This window comes from Acidovorax sp. NPDC077693, assembly GCF_044542805.1.
GTDB lineage: Bacteria > Pseudomonadota > Gammaproteobacteria > Burkholderiales > Burkholderiaceae_C > Acidovorax.
In genome coordinates this window covers 75,315-92,606 of sequence record NZ_JBITVD010000011.1, presented here as the reverse complement: position 1 = coordinate 92,606, position 17,292 = coordinate 75,315, and the positions used below count along the sequence as shown (strand labels likewise).

General features: G+C 67.7%; 17 protein-coding genes and 1 tRNA gene. 14 read left to right on the top strand and 4 right to left on the bottom strand.

Features of this window, described 5'->3' with window-relative positions; genetic code table 11:
• Positions 1-304 precede the first annotated feature (304 nt).
• Positions 305-1,441 carry an iron-containing alcohol dehydrogenase gene (locus ACIGHN_RS16715; protein WP_396505239.1) on the bottom strand — a complete coding sequence of 379 codons (1,137 nt, stop codon included), beginning with the start codon at positions 1,439-1,441 and terminating at the stop codon, positions 305-307.
• A 166-nt stretch (positions 1,442-1,607) separates the two neighbouring features.
• On the opposite strand from ACIGHN_RS16715, the gene ACIGHN_RS16710 reads away from it, so the two are divergent.
• The 3 genes from ACIGHN_RS16710 to ACIGHN_RS16700 all read left to right on the top strand — a co-directional run bounded on the left by ACIGHN_RS16710 (position 1,608) and on the right by ACIGHN_RS16700 (position 4,415).
• Entirely contained in the window at positions 1,608-2,486 is an 879-nt protein-coding gene (locus ACIGHN_RS16710) for a 2-keto-4-pentenoate hydratase (protein WP_396505238.1), read from the top strand.
• 117 nt (positions 2,487-2,603) lie between these two features.
• A complete protein-coding gene (locus ACIGHN_RS16705; RefSeq protein WP_396505347.1) occupies positions 2,604-3,524 on the top strand; it encodes an alpha/beta hydrolase in 921 nt (306 codons plus the stop codon).
• A 33-nt stretch (positions 3,525-3,557) separates the two neighbouring features.
• A complete protein-coding gene (locus ACIGHN_RS16700; protein ID WP_396505237.1) occupies positions 3,558-4,415 on the top strand; it encodes a YbgC/FadM family acyl-CoA thioesterase in 858 nt (285 codons plus the stop codon).
• 107 nt (positions 4,416-4,522) lie between these two features.
• Here the strand turns inward: ACIGHN_RS16700 and ACIGHN_RS16695 are convergent, their stop codons facing one another.
• On the bottom strand, positions 4,523-5,437 hold the full coding sequence (locus ACIGHN_RS16695) for a YgfZ/GcvT domain-containing protein (protein WP_396505236.1): 915 nt from the start codon (positions 5,435-5,437) through the stop codon (positions 4,523-4,525).
• Positions 5,438-5,482: 45 nt separating this feature from the next.
• Between ACIGHN_RS16695 and mltG the strand changes: the two genes are divergently transcribed.
• From mltG to ACIGHN_RS16665, 6 genes are all read left to right on the top strand, one after another.
• Positions 5,483-6,469 (top strand): endolytic transglycosylase MltG, encoded by a 987-nt coding sequence (mltG, locus tag ACIGHN_RS16690; protein ID WP_396505235.1) that lies wholly within the window; start codon positions 5,483-5,485, stop codon positions 6,467-6,469.
• On the top strand, positions 6,466-7,140 hold the full coding sequence (gene tmk, locus ACIGHN_RS16685) for a dTMP kinase (protein ID WP_056419538.1): 675 nt from the start codon (positions 6,466-6,468) through the stop codon (positions 7,138-7,140). The genes mltG and tmk overlap by 4 nt, the downstream gene beginning before the upstream one ends.
• Positions 7,137-8,174: a DNA polymerase III subunit delta' gene (locus tag ACIGHN_RS16680; protein WP_396505234.1), complete on the top strand. Its 1,038-nt coding sequence runs from the start codon at positions 7,137-7,139 to the stop codon at positions 8,172-8,174. Before tmk ends, ACIGHN_RS16680 begins: the two co-directional genes overlap by 4 nt.
• Positions 8,171-8,530 carry a PilZ domain-containing protein gene (locus ACIGHN_RS16675; protein WP_056419543.1) on the top strand — a complete coding sequence of 120 codons (360 nt, stop codon included), beginning with the start codon at positions 8,171-8,173 and terminating at the stop codon, positions 8,528-8,530. The genes ACIGHN_RS16680 and ACIGHN_RS16675 overlap by 4 nt, the downstream gene beginning before the upstream one ends.
• Before the next feature lie 153 nt (positions 8,531-8,683).
• On the top strand, positions 8,684-9,490 hold the full coding sequence (locus tag ACIGHN_RS16670; protein ID WP_056419545.1) for a TatD family hydrolase: 807 nt from the start codon (positions 8,684-8,686) through the stop codon (positions 9,488-9,490).
• Positions 9,487-10,254 (top strand): ankyrin repeat domain-containing protein, encoded by a 768-nt coding sequence (locus tag ACIGHN_RS16665; protein ID WP_082485828.1) that lies wholly within the window; start codon positions 9,487-9,489, stop codon positions 10,252-10,254. The genes ACIGHN_RS16670 and ACIGHN_RS16665 overlap by 4 nt, the downstream gene beginning before the upstream one ends.
• A gap of 177 nt (positions 10,255-10,431) precedes the next feature.
• Here the strand turns inward: ACIGHN_RS16665 and msbA are convergent, their stop codons facing one another.
• The gene (gene msbA / locus ACIGHN_RS16660; protein ID WP_396505233.1) at positions 10,432-12,237 is read right to left on the bottom strand and encodes a lipid A export permease/ATP-binding protein MsbA; all 1,806 of its coding nucleotides are present in this window, start codon (positions 12,235-12,237) and stop codon (positions 10,432-10,434) included.
• A 184-nt stretch (positions 12,238-12,421) separates the two neighbouring features.
• Between msbA and tolB the strand changes: the two genes are divergently transcribed.
• From tolB to ACIGHN_RS16635, 5 genes are all read left to right on the top strand, one after another.
• A complete protein-coding gene (tolB, locus tag ACIGHN_RS16655; protein ID WP_056419551.1) occupies positions 12,422-13,741 on the top strand; it encodes a Tol-Pal system beta propeller repeat protein TolB in 1,320 nt (439 codons plus the stop codon).
• A gap of 44 nt (positions 13,742-13,785) precedes the next feature.
• Positions 13,786-14,328, top strand: a complete 543-nt coding sequence (gene pal, locus ACIGHN_RS16650; protein ID WP_396505232.1) for a peptidoglycan-associated lipoprotein Pal — start codon at positions 13,786-13,788, stop codon at positions 14,326-14,328.
• Positions 14,328-15,119, top strand: coding sequence for a tol-pal system protein YbgF (gene ybgF / locus ACIGHN_RS16645; RefSeq protein ID WP_056419556.1), 792 nt, complete (start codon positions 14,328-14,330; stop codon positions 15,117-15,119). Before pal ends, ybgF begins: the two co-directional genes overlap by 1 nt.
• Positions 15,120-15,121: 2 nt before the next feature.
• Positions 15,122-15,937 (top strand): ThiF family adenylyltransferase, encoded by an 816-nt coding sequence (locus tag ACIGHN_RS16640; RefSeq protein WP_396505231.1) that lies wholly within the window; start codon positions 15,122-15,124, stop codon positions 15,935-15,937.
• Positions 15,938-15,983: 46 nt separating this feature from the next.
• Positions 15,984-16,059, top strand: a tRNA-Lys gene (locus ACIGHN_RS16635).
• An 83-nt stretch (positions 16,060-16,142) separates the two neighbouring features.
• On the opposite strand, the gene ACIGHN_RS16630 is transcribed toward ACIGHN_RS16635, so the two are convergent.
• A complete protein-coding gene (locus ACIGHN_RS16630) occupies positions 16,143-17,207 on the bottom strand; it encodes an AI-2E family transporter (protein WP_396505230.1) in 1,065 nt (354 codons plus the stop codon).
• Positions 17,208-17,292: the final 85 nt, after the last annotated feature.

Genomic DNA, 17,292 nt, shown 5'->3' with positions numbered 1-17,292 from the left:
CGAAGGGTAAAAAATTGTTAATTAATTAATTCTTTGTGGGCGAGTCTAGCGCTTCGTGCGGGCAGGGCGCGCGCGGAGCGTGTGATGGTGTGAGTTTTCGTGAGTATTGGGCCCCGCCGGCGCAGGCAGCACCCCGCACCAGCGCAATGCGCGCGCTCAGCGTGCGTTGAGAGGCGGTGGGTTCGGGTCCGCAGAGCGATGGCGGTGATCGCCGTGATCGCCCGTGCTCGGGCGGATGGCGTTGATGGGGGTTGGGGCGCTGATGGAGCGCGGACGCAGCCGCAGGGCTGCGCCGCCTGGCCGGTCACATCGACTGGGCCAGGATGTCGCGGTATTCCTCGGGCGTGGCCACGCGCGGGTTGGTCTTGTGGCAGTGGTCGGCCATCGCACCCTTGATGATGTCGTCGAACAGCGCCTCGGTCACGCCCAGGGCGGCCAGGCCCGTGGGCAGGCCCAGGCGGGCGTTCATGTCGCGGATGGCTTCGGGGATGTCGCCCGCGGCTGCCAGCCCCATGGCGTGGGCCATGCGCTCCAGGCGCTTGTCCTTTTGTACCGACTCGGCGCCCGCATTGAAGCGCACCACGGCCGGCAGAAACATGGCGTTGAGCGTGCCGTGGTGCAGGCGCGGGTTCACGCCGCCCAGGCTGTGGCTCAGCGAGTGCACCGCGCCCAGGCCTTTCTGGAAGGCCATGGCGCCCTGCATGCTGGCACTCATCATCTGCAGGCGCGCGTCGCGGTCGCTGCCGTTTTTGGTGGCGGGCTCGATGTGGGCCCAGCCACGGGTGAGGCCGTCCAGCGCGATGCCGTCGGCCGGCGGGTTGAACGCGGCGGACATGAAGGTTTCCATGCAATGCGCAATCGCATCCATACCGGTAGCAGCGGTCAGCGCAGGGGGCAGGCCCAGCGTCAGCTCGGGGTCGCAGATGGCGGTCTTGGGCACCAGGTTCCACGAATGGAAGCCCAGCTTGCGGTGGTCGTCCACGATGATGATCGCGCCGCGGGCCACCTCGCTGCCCGTGCCGCTGGTGGTGGGCACGGCGATCAGCGGCGCAGCGCGGTCGGTGATGCGCGGCGAGCCGCCCTCGATGGTGGCGTAGTGCGTCAGCGGCCCCTCGTGGGTGGCGGCGATCGCGATGCCTTTGGCGCAGTCGATGGCCGAGCCGCCGCCCACCGCGATCAGGCCGTCGCAGCCGTGGGCCTTGTACACCTCGACCGCTGCGCGCACGGCGGCCTCGGTGGGGTTGGCGGGGGTCTGGTCGAACACCGCCACGGGCAGGCCGGTCAGCGCATCCAGCGCCTTTTGCAGCACGCCCGCGGCCTTCACGCCCGGGTCCGTCACCACCAGCGGGCGCGTGATGCCCACGCGATCGCACTCCTGCTTGAGCAACTGGACGGCGCCGAACTCGAACTGGATCTGGGTGACGTAGTAGATGAAAGCCATGGTGGTTGCAGAAGTTACGTTTACGATGGATCGCTGAAGCTGTCCGTTGCCGTGCCTGCGAAGCGAGACGGAGTCGGCCACTGCGCTGTGCGCAGGGCCGCTCTGCGAGGAGCGTGGCGTGCTGGCGCCGGACAGGTTCCAGGCACTCTACAACCCGGAGACACCGATGACCACTCAGCAAACCCTCATTTCCCTCGCTCTGGCGGGCGCGTCCGTCGCTTTTGCGACAGTCGCCCAGGCCGAATGCCTGACCGATGCGCAGGCCTCGGAACTCGTCGCCAACTACCTGGCCAAGACGCCCGCCGCAAACCTGGAGAACCTGTCCGACGCCGACGGTGCCTGCACCCGCGGCAAGGTCAACCAGCTGCTGGCGCAGCGGCTGGGCAAGGTGGTGGGCTACAAGGCCGGGCTCACCAACCCGGCGGTGCAAAAGCGCTTCAACACCGACAAGCCCGTGTGGGGCAAGCTCTACGAAGGCATGATCCTGCCAAGCGGTGCCTCGGTGGACGCGGCCTTCGGTGCCCGCCCGCTGTATGAAGCCGACATGCTGGTGCGTGTGAAAAGCGCCGCCATCAACCACGCGAAGACGCCCATGGAGGTGCTCGACGCGGTGGACCAGGTCATCCCCTTCATCGAACTGCCCGACCTGCTGGTGCAGGCACCGCCCAAGCTGAACGGCGCAGGCGTGAGCGCCATCAACGTGGGCGCGCGGCTGGGCGTGGCCGGCACGCCGCTGCCGGTGCCCGCCTACCGGGGCGAGCGCTTTGCGATGCTGCAGGCGCTGGCCGACATGAACGTGTCGCTCACCGACGCCAGCGGCGCGCGCCTGGGCGGCGGCAAGGGCAGCGACATCCTGGAGCATCCGCTCAATGCCGTCGTGTGGCTGGCCGGCGCGCTGCAGCAGGAGGGCCTGACCATGCAGCCGGGCGACCTCATCAGCCTGGGCTCTTTCTCGCCGCTGCTGCCGCCCAAGGCGGGGCTGACCGTCACGGCCACCTACGACGGCCTGCCGGGTGCCGCGCCCGTGCGCCTGAGCTTCAAGTAAAACAAGACACCCTGCATGCGCCCGCGCCCCGGCCCGTGCGGGGGAGGGCGCGGCCTTGCCAGAGATTTCCCATTGACCGCTGACCTGAACATCCACCATACCCGCCTGACCCCCCAGATGCGCAGCGTGCTCGAGCGCATGGCCCGCGCCGGGCATGCGCCGCTGCACACCCGATCACCCCAGGATGCCCGTGTGGCCTACCAGGCCGGTGCCGATGTGCTGGAGGTGCCCAAGGCCCCGCTGGCACGCGTCGAAGACCTGTCCATCCCGGCCCGCGACGGGTATGCGTTGCCCGTGCGGCTGTATGCCCCCAGCACGGACGCGGGCCTGCCGCTGCTGCTGTACACGCACGGCGGCGGCTTCACCATCGGCAACATCGCCACGCACGACATCCTGTGCCGTGAACTCGCGCGGCTGGCGGGGTGCATGGTCGTGTCGCTGGACTACCGGCTGGCGCCCGAGCACCGCTTTCCGGTGGCCAGCAACGACGCCTGGGATGCGCTGGCCTGGCTGGCTGCGCAGGGGGGCGCATGGGGCGCAGACACCGCCCGCTTGGCCGTGGGCGGCGACAGCGCGGGCGGCACGCTCGCCGCGGTGAACGCCATCCTGGCGCGCGATGCGGGCCTGCCGCTGGCACTGCAGATGCTGTTCTACCCCGGCTGTGCCGCGCACCAGGACACCCCATCGCACACCACGTTCGCGCGCGGCCTGGTGCTGGAAGAACCCGCCATCAGCTGGTTCTTCGGCCACTACGTACAAAGCCGCGCCGAGCGCGAGGACTGGCGCTTTGCACCGCTGCTCGCGCCCGATGTGGATGACGTGGCGCCCGCCTGGGTGGGCCTGGCCGAGTGCGACCCGCTGGTGGACGAAGGCGTGGACTATGCCGACAAGCTGCGCCTGGCGGGCGTGCCGGTGGACCTGGAAATCTACCGCGGTGTGACGCACGAATTCATCAAGATGGGCCGCGCCATCCCCGAGGCGCGCAAAGCCCATGCCGATGCGGCGCGCGCACTGCGCAGCGCCTTCGGCCTGGACTGACCCTTCATAACAATCCTTGGAGACAACGAGACCATGCAACGCAGTGATTTCCGATTGTTCCACCGCCTGCGCGTGCGCTGGGCCGAGGTGGACATGCAGAAGATCGTGTTCAACGCCCACTACCTGATGTACATCGACACCGCCATGTCCGACTACTGGCGGGCGCTGGGGCTGCCTTACGAGAGCAGCATGCACGCCCTGGGCGGCGAGATGTACGTGAAGAAGGCGACGGTGGAATACCACGCGTCGGCACGGCTCGACGACACGCTGGAGGTGGGCCTGAAGTGCGCGCGCATCGGCAACTCGTCCTGCTTGTTCCAGGCGGGCATCTTCAGCGGCGACCGGCTGCTGATCTCGGCCGAGCTGGTCTATGTGTTCGCCGACCCGGCCACGCAGACCTCGCGGCCCGTGCCGCCCGCGCTGCGCGCCATCTTCGACGGCTTCGAGGCCGGCCACGACATGGCCGAAGTCAAGACCGGCGACTGGAACACGCTGGGCCGTGATGCAGGCCGCGTGCGCACCGATGTGTTTGTGCGCGAGCAGGGCATTCCCGCCGAGATCGAGGCCGATGCGCTCGATATCTCGGCGCGCCACGCAGTGCTCTACAACCGCCTGGGCATGCCGATTGCCGCAGGGCGCCTGCTGCAGCCCGAGCCCGGCGTCGGCCGCATCGGCCGCATGGCGGTGGACCGGTCCGTGCGCGGCGGGCGCTGGGGCCGGCAACTGCTGGATGCCCTGGTGGGCGCGGCCAAGGCGCGGGGCGACACCGAAGTGCAACTGCACGCCCAGCGCAGCGCCGAAGGGTTTTACCGCCGCGCCGGGTTCACGGTGGTGGGCCAGCCGTACGAGGAGGCTGGCATTGCCCATATCGCCATGGCGCAGCGGCTTTAGTGCCCCGCATGGGCACGGCCGTGTCACGGCTGGGTGCGGCGCCTGTGGATGCTATAAAAATATGAGCTGCTACCGCTCGCCAGACAAGCGGTAGAGCCGTTTTTTTATCAAATATCGTCGAGCAGTGCGTAAGGCAGGGGCTGCAAGGACAGCGCCACGCCGTCCGCCGCACCCACCTGCAGGCTGTCCTGCGCGGCTGCGATCTGCAGCGACACGATGGCGTCGAAACCCCCCGCCGGTGCCGCCGCAACCTGCACCATCGTGCCGCACGGCTGCTCCAGGTCGTTGGTGCTGAACACCTCGGCCCCGACGGCTACTGCAGAGGCAGCGTGGGCCACGTAAGCCCGGCGCTTCAGCGTGCCCCGGAACTGGCTGCGTGCCACCACTTCCTGGCCGGGGTAGCAGCCCTTCTTGAAGTTCACGCCGCCCACGGATTCGTAGTTCAGCATCTGCGGCACAAAGGCTTCGACCACCGGGGTGGTCAACGTTGCGACGCCGCTCCGGACCTCGCCCCAGGCCCACACGGCCGGGTCGATGGCTGTGCCCGTGGGCGCAGGGTCGGCCACCGGCGCCACCCACAGCGCACGGGGCTGGCCGTCGGCGGGGTACAGGTGCACCACCGACGCGGCGCCCACGTCCGCCTTGGTCCAGGCGGGCTGTGCGCCCTGGGGCAGGGCCGTGACGGCATCGCCCGCCAGGCCGTACAGCGCGAAGTCGGCCGTCGCATCTGTCAGCTTGGCCTTGGCACGCAGCACGAACATCGACAGGCGCTTGAGGGTGGGGGGCAGCAGGTCGGGGCTGCACAGCAGCAGAATCTCGGTAGCGCTGCGCTTGAAGCCGATGAAGGTGGCCTGCATGCGGCCCTTGGCCGACAAAAAGGCCGCCAGGCGGGCCTGGTCGTCGCCCAGCAGGGCGAAATCCTGGGTGAGCTGGCCGTGCAGGAACTTGGCGGCGTCTTCGCCTTCGACGCGAATCACGCCCAGGTGGGACAGAGGGGCAATGCCGTTCAGAGGGTGGGTCATCGCTGAATTATGATGCCCGGTTCTACACATACATTCATCAGGGTTGTGCGACGTCTACTTGCTTTGATCTTGGTGGTTCTCATAGGTGCCGGTGGTGCCGCCTTCTGGTGGCTGCATCAGCCGCTGGTGACCGGCGGCGAGCCGCTGGAGCTGGCCATCGAGCCCGGCACCACGCCGCGCGGCATCGCCCGCGATGTGGTGGCCGCGGGTGCGCAGACCGACGCCCGTTTGCTGTACGCCTGGTTCCGCTTCTCGGGCCAGGACCGTGCCATGAAGGCCGGCAACTACGAAATCCCCCCCGGCACCACGCCGCGCAGCCTGCTCAACAAGCTGGTGCGCGGTGAAGAGTCTTTGCGGGCACTGACCCTGGTGGAGGGCTGGAACTGGCGCCAGGTGCGCCAGGCGCTGGCCAAGGAAGAGCAGCTCAAGCACGACGCCGCGGCCTTGAGCGACGAGGCCCTGATGGCGCAACTGGGCCGCCCGGGCGTCGCACCCGAAGGCCGGTTCTTCCCCGACACGTACGCCTATGCCAAGGGCTCCGGCGAGATCGCCCTGCTGCGCCGCGCCCTGCACGCCATGGACCGCAAGCTCGAAGCCGCCTGGGCCCAGCGCGCGGCCGACACGCCGCTCAAGTCGGCCGACGAGGCGCTGGTCCTGGCCAGCATCGTCGAAAAGGAAACCGGCCGCGCCAGCGACCGCGCCCAGATCGCGGGGGTGTTCAGCAACCGGCTGCGCGTGGGCATGCTGCTGCAGACCGACCCCACCGTCATCTACGGCCTGGGCGAGAAGTTCGACGGCAACCTGCGCAAGCGCGACCTGCTGGCCGACACCCCCTGGAACACCTACACCCGCGCCGGCCTGCCGCCCACCCCGATTGCCATGCCGGGCAAGGCCGCACTGGTGGCCGCGGTGCAGCCGGAGGCCACGCGCGCGCTGTACTTCGTGGCCAAGGGCGACGGCACCAGCCATTTCAGCGCCTCGCTCGAAGAACACAACCGCGCCGTGAACCGGTACCAGAGAGGCGGGCAATGACGCAGGGCCTGTTCATCAGCTTCGAAGGCATCGACGGGGCGGGCAAGTCGTCGCACATAGAGGGCCTGGCCACGGCGTTTCGCGCGCAGGGCCGCACGGTGACCGTGAGCCGCGAGCCCGGCGGCACGCCGCTGGCCGAGAAGCTGCGCGAAATGGTGCTGGCCGACCCCATGGACGCGCTCACCGAGTCGCTGCTGATCTTCGCGGCGCGCCGCGACCACTTGCTCAACGTGATCGAACCTGCGCTCGCGCGGGGCGAGGTGGTGCTGTGCGACCGCTTCACCGACGCCACGTTTGCCTATCAGGGTGCAGGCCGCGGGTTCGACGTGGGCGTGCTATCGACTTTGGAGCGCCTGGCGCAGACGGGGCTTGCGCCAGACGCCGGTTTGATGCGTGAGCCGGATCTGACGGTGTGGTTTGACCTGGCCCCTGAGGTGGCCGCGGAGCGCTTGACGGGTGCACGCGTGCCGGACCGCTTCGAGTCTCAGCCGGTCGAGTTCTTCCGCCGCGTATCACAGGGCTATGCCGACCGTGCAGCCGCGGCGCCGCAGCGCTTTGCCCGGCTGGATGCGGCGCAGGACCGCCACCGCGTGTGGCAGCAGCTCACCAGCGTGTTCGTTCGCAAGGGGTGGCTGGCGATCATGGTGGCGTCGCAAGGAGGCCCGCGATGAGCAGCGACGCGCCATCCGCCGCGCTGGCCCCCTGGATCGCCGCCCAGCGCACCAGCCTGCTGGCGCAGCGCGGCCATGCCTGGCTGCTGCAGGGCCCATCGGGCCTGGGGCAATACACGCTGGGGCTGGAGATGGTGCGCGCCTGGCTGTGCGACACGCCTGGCCCGAACGGTGCCTGTGGCCAGTGCAGCAGCTGCCACGCCATCGAGGTGCGCACCCATGCGGACCTGTGCGTGCTGATGCCCGAGGTGCAGATGATGGCGCTGGGCTGGCCGCTGTCCGAAAAGGCGCAGGCCGATATCGACGACAAGAAGCGCAAGCCCAGCCGCGAGATCCGCGTGGAGGCCATGCGCGATGCGGTGGAGTTTTCGCAGCGCACGTCGGCCCGGGGCCGCGGCAAGGCCGTGCTGGTGTACCCGGCCGAGCAAATGAACCACATCACGGCCAACGCGCTGCTCAAGACGCTGGAGGAGCCGCCGGGCGATGTGCGCTTCGTGCTGGCCAGCGAGGCCGCGCACCAGCTGCTGCCCACCATCCGCAGCCGCTGCCTGGGCCACGCGATGGCCTGGCCGGCCGAGGCCGAGATGCTGCAGTGGCTGCGCGGGCAGGGCGTGGCCGACGATGCGGCCAAGGCCTTCTTGCGTGCCGCAGGCGGCCGGCCCGACGATGCCTTGGCCTGGGCCCAGTCCGGCCGCAGCCCGCAGGCGTGGTCCGCGCTGCCCCAGGCCATGGCCAAGGGCGACGTCACCGCGCTGGGCGACTGGGCGCCCGCCCAGGCCATCGATGCACTGCAAAAGCTCTGCCACGACCTGATGGCCGCAAGCGTGGGCGCCGCGCCACGCTACTTCGCTGCCGCCGACCTGCCCAAGGCGGTGCCGCCGCTGGGCGCGCTCACGCGCTGGTCGCGCGCGCTGGCCAAGGAGGCGCGCACCGCAGAGCATCCGTTCAACGCAGGGCTCATGCTGGAGGCGCTTGTGGCGCAGGCGCGAAACACCCTACACTCCAGGCAACCAGCCCCAGGCACCCACCCATGAGCAGTCCTTCCACCGCACCCCGCCCCAGCGTCATGCAGCTGGCCATCAAGGAAAAGGCGGCCTTGTATGCGGCCTACATTCCCTTTTTTGCCGAAGGGGGCATATTTGTCCCCACCCAGCGCGACTACAAGCTGGGCGATGATGTCTATGTGCTGCTGACCCTGCCGGACGATACGCAGCGCTACCCCGTGGCAGGCCGCGTGGCCTGGGTGACGCCGGCCCGCGCGGCGGGCAACCGCACGCAGGGCGTGGGCATCCAGTTTCCCAAGGACGAGAAGTCGCGCCAGCTCAAGGTCAAGATCGAAGAGCTTCTGGGCACGGCCCTGGGCTCCGACCGTCCGACCCAGACCATCTGACACGGCCTGCGTGCCCGGTGCCGACCCGCGCAGGCGTGTCGGCATTTTTATTGGGGGCAGAACTTACGCGCGCCAGGGTGGTCGCACTAGCTTCGCTGCCCGGCAACTCACCGGTCCGCCCCGTTTGTTACCGCTTCGTTTTCCTGATACCGCATGTACACCGACTCGCACTGCCATCTCAATTTTCCGGAACTGCTGAGCCAGTTGCCCGCCATCCGCCAGGCCATGGCCCAGGCGCAGGTGGACCGGGCCCTGTGCATCTGCACCACGCTGGAGGAGTTCGAGGGCGTCCACGCTCTGGCCACGGCCCACGACAACTTCTGGAGCACGGTGGGCGTGCACCCCGACAACGAGGGTGTGCAGGAGCCCACCGTGCAGGACCTGCTGACCCGCGCCGCGCTGCCCCGGGTGGTGGCGATCGGCGAGACCGGGCTTGACTACTACGGCATGGAAGACCGCAAGGGCGGCCGCAGCATTGCCGACCTGGAGTGGCAGCGCGACCGTTTTCGCAACCACATCCGCGCAGCGCGCACCTGCGCCAAGCCGCTGGTGATCCACACCCGCAGCGCATCCGACGACACGCTGGCCATCCTGCGGGAGGAGGGCGAGGACGGCGCCGGGAACATCGCCGGGGGCGTGTTCCACTGCTTCACCGAATCCATGCAGGTGGCCCGCGCCGCGCTGGATCTCGGCTACTACCTGTCGTTCTCGGGCATCGTCACCTTCAAGACCGCGCAGGAGCTGCGCGACGTGGTGGCCTATGTGCCGCTGGACCGCACATTGATCGAGACCGACAGCCCCTACCTGGCACCCGTGCCCTACCGCGGCAAGACCAACAGCCCGGCCTATGTGCCGTACGTGGCCCAGCAGGTGGCCCAGACCAAGGGCATCGCGGTGGAAGAGGTGGCCGAGGCCACCAGCCGCAATTTCGAAACCTTGTTCAAGGGGGTCACCGCATGACGAACGTGCACGCAGACGGGGCATCGCCCGCCATCGACACCACCATCATCACCAACGCCACGGCGACCGCGGCGGCTGGCGCAAACCCTGCGCGCACGCCCCGCCGCAAGGTGCTGGCGGGCCTGGCCGCGGCCCTGGTCGCGCCCTGGGCGTGGGCCGGAGCGTACGAAGATTTTTTCTCGGCCATCCAGCGGGACGACGGCAACGCCATCACGGCGCTGCTGCGCCGCGGCTTCGATCCGAACACGCGCGACGCCAAGGGGCAGGCGGGCCTGCTGATCGCGCTGCAGAATGACTCGCTCAAGGCTTTCACGGCGCTGCTGGCAGCACGCAACATCAAGGTCGAGGTGCGCAACGCCCAGGATGAAAGCCCGCTGATGCTGGCGGCCATCAAAGGCCATATCGACATCGTGCGGGCCCTCATGGCGCGCGATGCCGACGTGAACAAGACCGGCTGGGCGCCCTTGCACTATGCGGCGTCTGCCGGGTCTGCGCAGCACACGCAGATCATCGCGCTGCTGATCGAGAACCATGCTTACATCGACGCCACGTCGCCCAACGGAACCACGCCGCTGATGATGGCCGCGCAGTACGGATCGCTGGCGTCGGTGCAGCTGCTGCTGGACGAAGGCGCTGACCCTACGCTCAAGAACCAGCTGGGCCTGACCGCGGCCGACTTCGCGATGCGCGTGAACCGCACGGACTCGGCCGCGAAGATTGCGGAGGCGCTGCGGCGCCGGCAGCCCAATCGCGGCCAGTGGTAGGGTGGGGCGGTGAGGGCAGGGGGCAAGGGGGGCAATAAGGCCGCATCGAGCGGCGCCTCCTGACGGAGGTCCCTGGCTGCCGGCCCCTTCATGCCCTGGAGCGTTGCCTGGGCCGTTGTGCGGTGCTACTCCACATGCTGCCGCTTCTGACGCGTGCGCGTTCTCTGCGCAGCCGTCTCAGCCCAGCGGAGCGGCTTCACCCGATGCCGGGCGTGACTGCAGGCGCGCGTAGAGCCCGCCCTGCGCCATCAGTTCGGCATGCGTTCCCTGCTCGGCAATGCGGCCGCGCTCCATCACCACCACGCGGTCGGCATGTTCGATGGTGGACAGGCGGTGCGCAATCACCAGCGTGGTCCGGCCCTGCATCAGGCGTTGCAGCGCGTCCTGCACCAGACGCTCCGACTCGGTGTCCAGCGCCGAGGTGGCTTCGTCCAGGATGAGGATCGGCGCGTCCTTGTAGAGCGCCCGTGCAATGGCCAGCCGCTGGCGCTGCCCGCCCGACAGCTGCGTGGCGTTGTGGCCCACCACCGTGTGGATGCCCTGGGGCAGGGCGGCCACGTGGGCGGCCAGGTTGGCGGCGTCCAGGCAGTCGAGCACGCGCTGCTCGTCCACGGCGTGGCCCAGCGCCACGTTCGCGGCAATGGTGTCGTTGAACATGACCACGTCCTGGCTCACCATCGCAAACTGCGAACGCAGCGAGCCCAGGTCCCAGTCGGGCAGCGGCTGCCCGTCCACCAGAATCTCGCCGGCCGACGGCATCACGAACCGCGGCAGCAGGTTGACCAGCGTGGTCTTGCCCGCGCCCGACGGCCCCACCAGCGCCACGATTTCACCGGGAGCCACCCGCAGGCTGATCTGGTCCAGGGCCGGCGCGTGGTCTGGCCCGAAAGACACGGACACGCGGTTCAGTGCCAGCTCGCCCTTCACGCGGTCGGTGCGGTACTGGCCGCCACTCTCGGCGCCCGTATCGCCCAGGAGGGCCAACCCCCTCTCCAGCGCGGCGACGCCGCGCGTGACGGGGCTGGCGACATCGGCCAGGCGCCGGATGGGCGCGATGAGCATCAGCATGGCCGTGATGAACGACACGAATCCGCCCACCGTGACGTCCTTGGTGTCCACCGCGCCACGGCTTTGCCACAGCGCGATGCAGATCACCACCGACAGTGCGGCGGCCGCCAGCAACTGCGTGAGGGGCGTCATCGCGGCGGAGGCAATCGTGGACTTGATGGCCAGGCGCCGCAGGCTGCCGCTCAGCCCTGCAAAACGCTCCGCCTGGCCCTCCTGGGCGCCATGCAGCCGCACCATGCGGTGGGCCAGCACGTTTTCTTCCACCACATAGGCCAGTTCGTCCGTGGCCTGCTGGCTGCTCTTGGTCAGGTGGTACAGCCGTTTTGACAGGGTCTTCATGATCCAGGCCACGCCGGGCACCACCACCGCCACGATCAGCGTGAGCTGCCAGTTGAGGTACAGCAAGTAGCCCAGCAGGGCCACCAGCGTGAAGCCGTCGCGCGACAGCCCCATCAGCGCCTGCACCAGCAGCGTGGCGCCGGTCTGCACCTCGTACACCACGGTGTTGGACAGCGCGCTGGCCGACTGGCGCGTGAACAGGCCCATCTCGGCCGCGAGCACCCGGTCGAACAAGGACTGGCGCAGTATCAGCATGCCTTCGTTGGCGATGCGCGCCAGGGCGTACTGCCCGACGAACTGGGCCAGGCCCCGCACGAAGAAGATCCCCAGAATGGCCAGCGGCACCATCCACAGCTGCAGGGTGCCCTGGGTGAAGCCCCGGTCCAGCAGCGGCTGCAGCAAGGCGGGTATGAGCGGTTCGGTGATGGCCCCGATGAGCGTCGCCGCAATCGCCAGGCTCCAGGCCAGCCGCTGGTTGCCAAAGTAAACGGATAACCGTTTAAGGCGTGTGGTCAGGCTGGCAGGGGGGGCGACGGGGGCTGGGGCAGGCGCGGCGCCTGGGTTGGTGGCTTGCATGTGCGGCCGATTCTACGTTTGTGCCTGCAGCCGGCCGCAGTGTGCCGCCGCGCTGCATGTCAAAAAAATGAGCACCCTTTGCAGGACTGGCGCACAGTTTGTCACAGGGGTTTTCCCGCTGTGTGTAACATTCGGGGTTGCTCAGAGCCTGTTCAATGTCCTGTTCGGCCAATGCTGGATGCCAATGACCACAGATCGAATCCCATCTCAAAAACCTTCCGCGGCCCTGCCGCACCCACTGCGCCGCCACGTGCTGGCCGCGCTGATCGCCACACCCGCCGTTCCGGCCCTTGCGCAGTTTCGCGTCGAGGTCACGGGTGTGGGTCTCACCCAGTTGCCCATCGCCATAGCGCCCTTCCGGGGCGAAGCGCAGGCACCCCAGAAGATCGCTGCCATCGTGCAGGCCGACCTGGAGCGCAGCGGCCAGTTCCGCGCTGTCGACGCCACGGGTGCCGCGCTGGATGAAACGGCCCGCCCGGACGTCGCCCTGTGGCGCCAGAAAAGCGCCGATTCGCTGGCCACCGGCAGCATCACGCGGCTGTCCGATGGCCGTTTCGACATCCGCTTTCGGCTGTGGGATGTCGTCAAGGGCCAGGACCTGGGTGGCCAGAGCTTCGTCGTCACGCAGGGAGACCTGCGCCTGGTGGCCCACCGCATCGCGGACTTCATCTACGAAAAGCTCACCGGTGAGCGCGGCATTTTCTCGACGCGCATCGCCTACGTCACCAAGACCGGCCCGCGCTACAGCCTGTGGGTGGCCGATGCCGATGGCGAAAACTCGCAATCGGCCCTGTCCAGCCCCGAGCCCATCATCTCGCCTGCCTGGTCCCCCAATGGCGGCCAGCTGGCGTACGTGTCGTTCGAGTCGCGCAAGCCGGTGGTGTACGTGCACGACGTCGCATCGGGCCGCCGCCGCCTGATCGCCAACTTCCGCGGCTCCAACAGTGCGCCGGCCTGGGCGCCGGACGGCCGCTCGCTGGCGGTCACGTTGAGCCGCGATGGCGGCTCCCAGCTGTACACCATCGACGCCAACGGCGGTGAGCCACGCCGTCTGATGCAAAGCGCGGGCATCGACACCGAGCCCGTGTACTCGGGCGACGGCCGCAGCATCTATTTCGTGAGCGACCGCGGCGGTGCGCCGCAGATCTACAAGGTGACCGCATCCGGCGGCAACGCCGAGCGCGTGACCTTCACCGGGTCCTACAACATCTCGCCGAGCGTGAGCCCTGACGGTAAGTGGTTGGCCTACATCTCCCGTGTGGGCGGCGCCTTCAAGCTCCACGTCATGGATTTGTCCAGCGGTACGGTGAATGCCGTGACCGACTCGACGGCCGACGAAAACCCCAGTTTTGCGCCCAACAGCCGCCTGATCGTGTACGCGACCCAGCAGCAGGGCCGCGAAGCGCTCATGACCACCACGCTCGACGGCAAGATCAAGGCGCGTCTGGCGGGGCAGGCTGGCGATATCCGCGAACCGGACTGGGGTCCGTTTCAAAAGCAGTGAACTAATTTTCAGTTTCAGTTATCAAGTTTTCAGGAGAATTTTGGATGATCAAACGCTTTACCCTCGCCCTTTCCATCGTCGCGCTCATGGCTGGTTGCAGCTCCGGTGTGAAGCTGGACGACGTGCCTGTCGAAGACAAGAACGCTACCTCGACCATGGGCGCGAACAACAGTGGCGCCAACTCCGGCAACACGGCGCAAAGCGGTGTGGCAGGTGTGGACCTGGGCCAATCGGCGCGTGACGCGGCAGGCCCCCAGGGCGTGGCCCGCATCGTGTATTTCGACTACGACAGCTACGTGATCAAGCCTGAATTCCAGTCGCTGATCGAAGCGCACTCCCGCTTCATCAAGTCCGGCGGCAACCGCAAGGTCATGATCGAAGGCCACACCGACGACCGCGGCGGCCGTGAGTACAACCTGGCACTGGGCCAAAAGCGTGCAGAAGCCGTGCGCCGTTCGCTGGGCCTGCTGGGCGTGCCGGACAACCAGATCGAAGCAGTGAGCTTCGGCAAGGAAAAGCCCGCAGCGGCGGGCAACTCGGAAGACGCGCACGCGCAAAACCGCCGCGCTGAACTGTCCTATCGTTAATGCGCGCGTTGTCTTTTTCCTTCCCCCGCAAGGCGCTGGCAGCGGCGACGCTGCTGGCAGTGTTGGTGCCGGCAAGCCACGCAGCGCTGTTTGAGGACGATGAAGCACGCCGCGCCATCCTGGAGATGCGCCAACGGGTCGACGGCCTGCAGGCCGCCCAGCAGCGCTCCTCAGACGAGGTGCGCAGGCTGGGCGAAGACAACAGCCAGCTGCGCCGCAGTTTGCTCGATCTGCAGACGCAGATCGAGACCCTGCGTGTGGAGCAGTCCAAGCTGCGCGGCCAAAACGAGCAATTGCTGCGTGATGCGGCCGACCTGCAAAAGCGGCAAAAGGACATCGCCCAGGGCGTGGACGAGCGCCTGCGGCAGTTCGAGCCCGTGAAGGTGACGCAGGACGGCCAGGAATTCCAGGCCGACCCGGCTGAAAAACGGGACTTCGACGCGGCGCTGGCCGTGTTCCGTTCGGGCAAGTTTCCGGACGCCAGTGCCGCCTTTGCCGCCTTCGTGCGGCAATACCCTCGCAGCGGCTTTGTGCCATCGGCTCGCTTCTGGCTGGGCAATGCCCAGTACGCGACGCGCGACTACAAGGAATCCATCAACAACTTCAAGTTGATGCTGGCAGACGCGCCGACCCACGCGCGCGCGCCGGAAGCCGCCTTGTCGATCGCCAACTGCCAGATCGAGCTCAAGGACACCCGTGCGGCCCGCAAGACGCTGGAAGATCTGGTGAAGGCCTATCCCCAGTCTGAAGCCGCCATGGCGGCCAAAGAGCGTCTCTCGCGCCTGAAGTAGCAATGACCGTCGAGGTCTCTTTGCCGGACGCCGCGCCTGCCGCAGAGCTGGCGCGGCGCTTCGGCGGGCTCGAGCGGCTGTACGGGGTTGCGGGTGCCGCCCGCATCCGCCACGCCCACGTGGCCGTCATCGGCGTCGGCGGTGTGGGGTCGTGGACCGCCGAGGCCCTGGCGCGCAGCGGGGTGGGGCACATCACCCTGGTGGACATGGACCATGTCGCCGAATCCAACATCAACCGCCAGATCCACGCGCTGACCGACACCGTCGGCCAGGCCAAGGTCGTGGCTATGCAGCAGCGCATTGCGCAGATCAACCCTGCCTGCACCGTCCATTGTGTGGACGACTTCGCCACCCCGGAGAATTGGCCCGGCCTGCTGCCGCATCCGGTCGATGCCGTGGTCGATGCCTGCGACCAGGTCAAGGCCAAGACCGCCATGGCCGCCTGGGCGCGCGATGTGGGAGTGCTGCACATCGTGGTCGGTGCCGCAGGCGGCAAGCGCCATGCGCACAAGGTCGACATCGATGACCTGTCGCTCACCACGCACGACCCTCTGCTGGCCCAGGTGCGCTACCGGCTGCGCAAGGAGCACCGCGCTCCGCGCGACGGCAAGAAGATCGGAGTCGCCTGCGTCTTCAGCCGCGAGGCGGTCGCCGCGCCCGATGCGTCGTGCAACATCGACGGCGACGGCTCCCTGAATTGCCACGGCTACGGCTCCGTCGTGGCCGTGACCGCGACCTTCGGCCAATGCGCCGCCGGCTGGGTGCTCGATCAGCTCGCTGCTGGCATTCAGAAAAAACCGCTCAAAAAGACGCTATAATCCAAGGCTTTGCAGCAGTTGATCAATCGGCTGCCTGCAACAGGTCGGGACGTTAGCTCAGTTGGTAGAGCAGCGGACTTTTAATCCGTTGGTCACTGGTTCGAATCCAGTACGTCCTACCAAGAACATGAGGCCCTGTAGCAATACAGGGCCTTTTTTGTTGCCCCTGGTACCCTGGCAGGGAGGGTGCAGGGGCGGCGTGGGGTCAGGGTGGCGTCGAGCGGTTGCCAGTGCTGGGCGCAAACAGGTCCCAGGTGGCAATGAACAGCGCCGCAATCACGGGCCCGATGACGAAGCCGGTCAGGCCGAACAGGGCCATGCCGCCCAGGGTCGAGATCAGCACGACGTAGTCGGGCATCTTTGTGTCCTTGCCGACGAGGATGGGACGCAGCACGTTGTCCACCAGGCCGATCACGAACACACCGTAGGCGATCAGCACCACGCCCTGCCATACCGCACCCGTGGCGAGGAAATAGATGGCCACCGGCAGCCAGATGAGGCCTGCGCCCACGGCCGGCAGCAGTGACAGGAAGGCCATCAGCACACCCCACAGCACGGGCCCCTGGATGCCCAGGATCCAGAAGATCAGGCCGCCCAGGGCGCCTTGCGAGGCCGCCACGACGATGTTGCCTTTGACCGTGGCGCGGATCACGGTGGTGAACTTGTCCACCAGTTGGCGCTTGTGGGCTTCGTCGAGCGGCGTGGCCTGGCCAATGCGCAGGGCCAGGCTGTTGCCGTCGCGCAGCAGGAAGAACAGCAGGTACAGCATGATGCCGAAGCTCACCACGAACTCCAGGGTGTTCTGGCCGATGCTCAGGGCCTGCGCGGCGACGAACTGGCTGGCTTGCACGGCCACCGAGGAGAATTTCTCCTGCAGTTCGGATACGGACGTGAGATTCAGGCGTTCGAGCAGGTTCACGGCCCAGCCGGGCAGGGCCGAGATGATCTGCTGCAGGTACAGACCGAAGTTGAGTTGCCCGGAGCGCATGCGCTCGTAGACCACGGTGGCTTCCTGGATGAGCGAGATCGTGATCGCTGTCATGGGCAGGATCACGACGACCAGGCATAGCGCCAATGTGCTCAGGGCTGCCAGGTTGGTGCGCCGGGGCATGCGCCGCAGCAGCTTGCGGTGCAGGGGGGCAAACAGGATGGCGAGAATCACGCCCCAGAAGACGGCCCCATGAAACTGCCAGAGAATGGCCCCGAAGGCCACGGTGACAAGGATCAGCAGCAGCAGAAAGGCTTTGGACTGGAGGTTGGCAGGCGTCATGTTGTGTGTGGCAAAGGAATACACGAATGTAAGCGAGCCGCGCCCGATGCCCCAGATGGAGACTGCTTTTTTGGCCCCTGCAAGA

Bases quoted from the DNA above. Each gene is read 5' to 3' on its own strand.
- ACIGHN_RS16640 (WP_396505231.1), top strand. From the start codon at position 15,122: ATGACCGTCGAGGTCTCTTTGCCGGACGCCGCGCCTGCCGCAGAGCTG.
- ACIGHN_RS16670 (WP_056419545.1), top strand. From the start codon at position 8,684: ATGTACACCGACTCGCACTGCCATCTCAATTTTCCGGAACTGCTGAGC.
- ACIGHN_RS16700 (WP_396505237.1), top strand. From the start codon at position 3,558: ATGCAACGCAGTGATTTCCGATTGTTCCACCGCCTGCGCGTGCGCTGG.
- ACIGHN_RS16705 (WP_396505347.1), top strand. From the start codon at position 2,604: ATGCGCAGCGTGCTCGAGCGCATGGCCCGCGCCGGGCATGCGCCGCTG.
- ACIGHN_RS16665 (WP_082485828.1), top strand. From the start codon at position 9,487: ATGACGAACGTGCACGCAGACGGGGCATCGCCCGCCATCGACACCACC.
- ACIGHN_RS16630 (WP_396505230.1), bottom strand. From the start codon at position 17,207: ATGACGCCTGCCAACCTCCAGTCCAAAGCCTTTCTGCTGCTGCTGATC.
- tolB (WP_056419551.1), top strand. From the start codon at position 12,422: ATGACCACAGATCGAATCCCATCTCAAAAACCTTCCGCGGCCCTGCCG.
- ACIGHN_RS16695 (WP_396505236.1), bottom strand. From the start codon at position 5,437: ATGACCCACCCTCTGAACGGCATTGCCCCTCTGTCCCACCTGGGCGTG.
- ACIGHN_RS16710 (WP_396505238.1), top strand. From the start codon at position 1,608: ATGACCACTCAGCAAACCCTCATTTCCCTCGCTCTGGCGGGCGCGTCC.
- ACIGHN_RS16715 (WP_396505239.1), bottom strand. From the start codon at position 1,441: ATGGCTTTCATCTACTACGTCACCCAGATCCAGTTCGAGTTCGGCGCC.
- pal (WP_396505232.1), top strand. From the start codon at position 13,786: ATGATCAAACGCTTTACCCTCGCCCTTTCCATCGTCGCGCTCATGGCT.
- ACIGHN_RS16675 (WP_056419543.1), top strand. From the start codon at position 8,171: ATGAGCAGTCCTTCCACCGCACCCCGCCCCAGCGTCATGCAGCTGGCC.
- ACIGHN_RS16680 (WP_396505234.1), top strand. From the start codon at position 7,137: ATGAGCAGCGACGCGCCATCCGCCGCGCTGGCCCCCTGGATCGCCGCC.
- ybgF (WP_056419556.1), top strand. From the start codon at position 14,328: ATGCGCGCGTTGTCTTTTTCCTTCCCCCGCAAGGCGCTGGCAGCGGCG.
- msbA (WP_396505233.1), bottom strand. From the start codon at position 12,237: ATGCAAGCCACCAACCCAGGCGCCGCGCCTGCCCCAGCCCCCGTCGCC.
- tmk (WP_056419538.1), top strand. From the start codon at position 6,466: ATGACGCAGGGCCTGTTCATCAGCTTCGAAGGCATCGACGGGGCGGGC.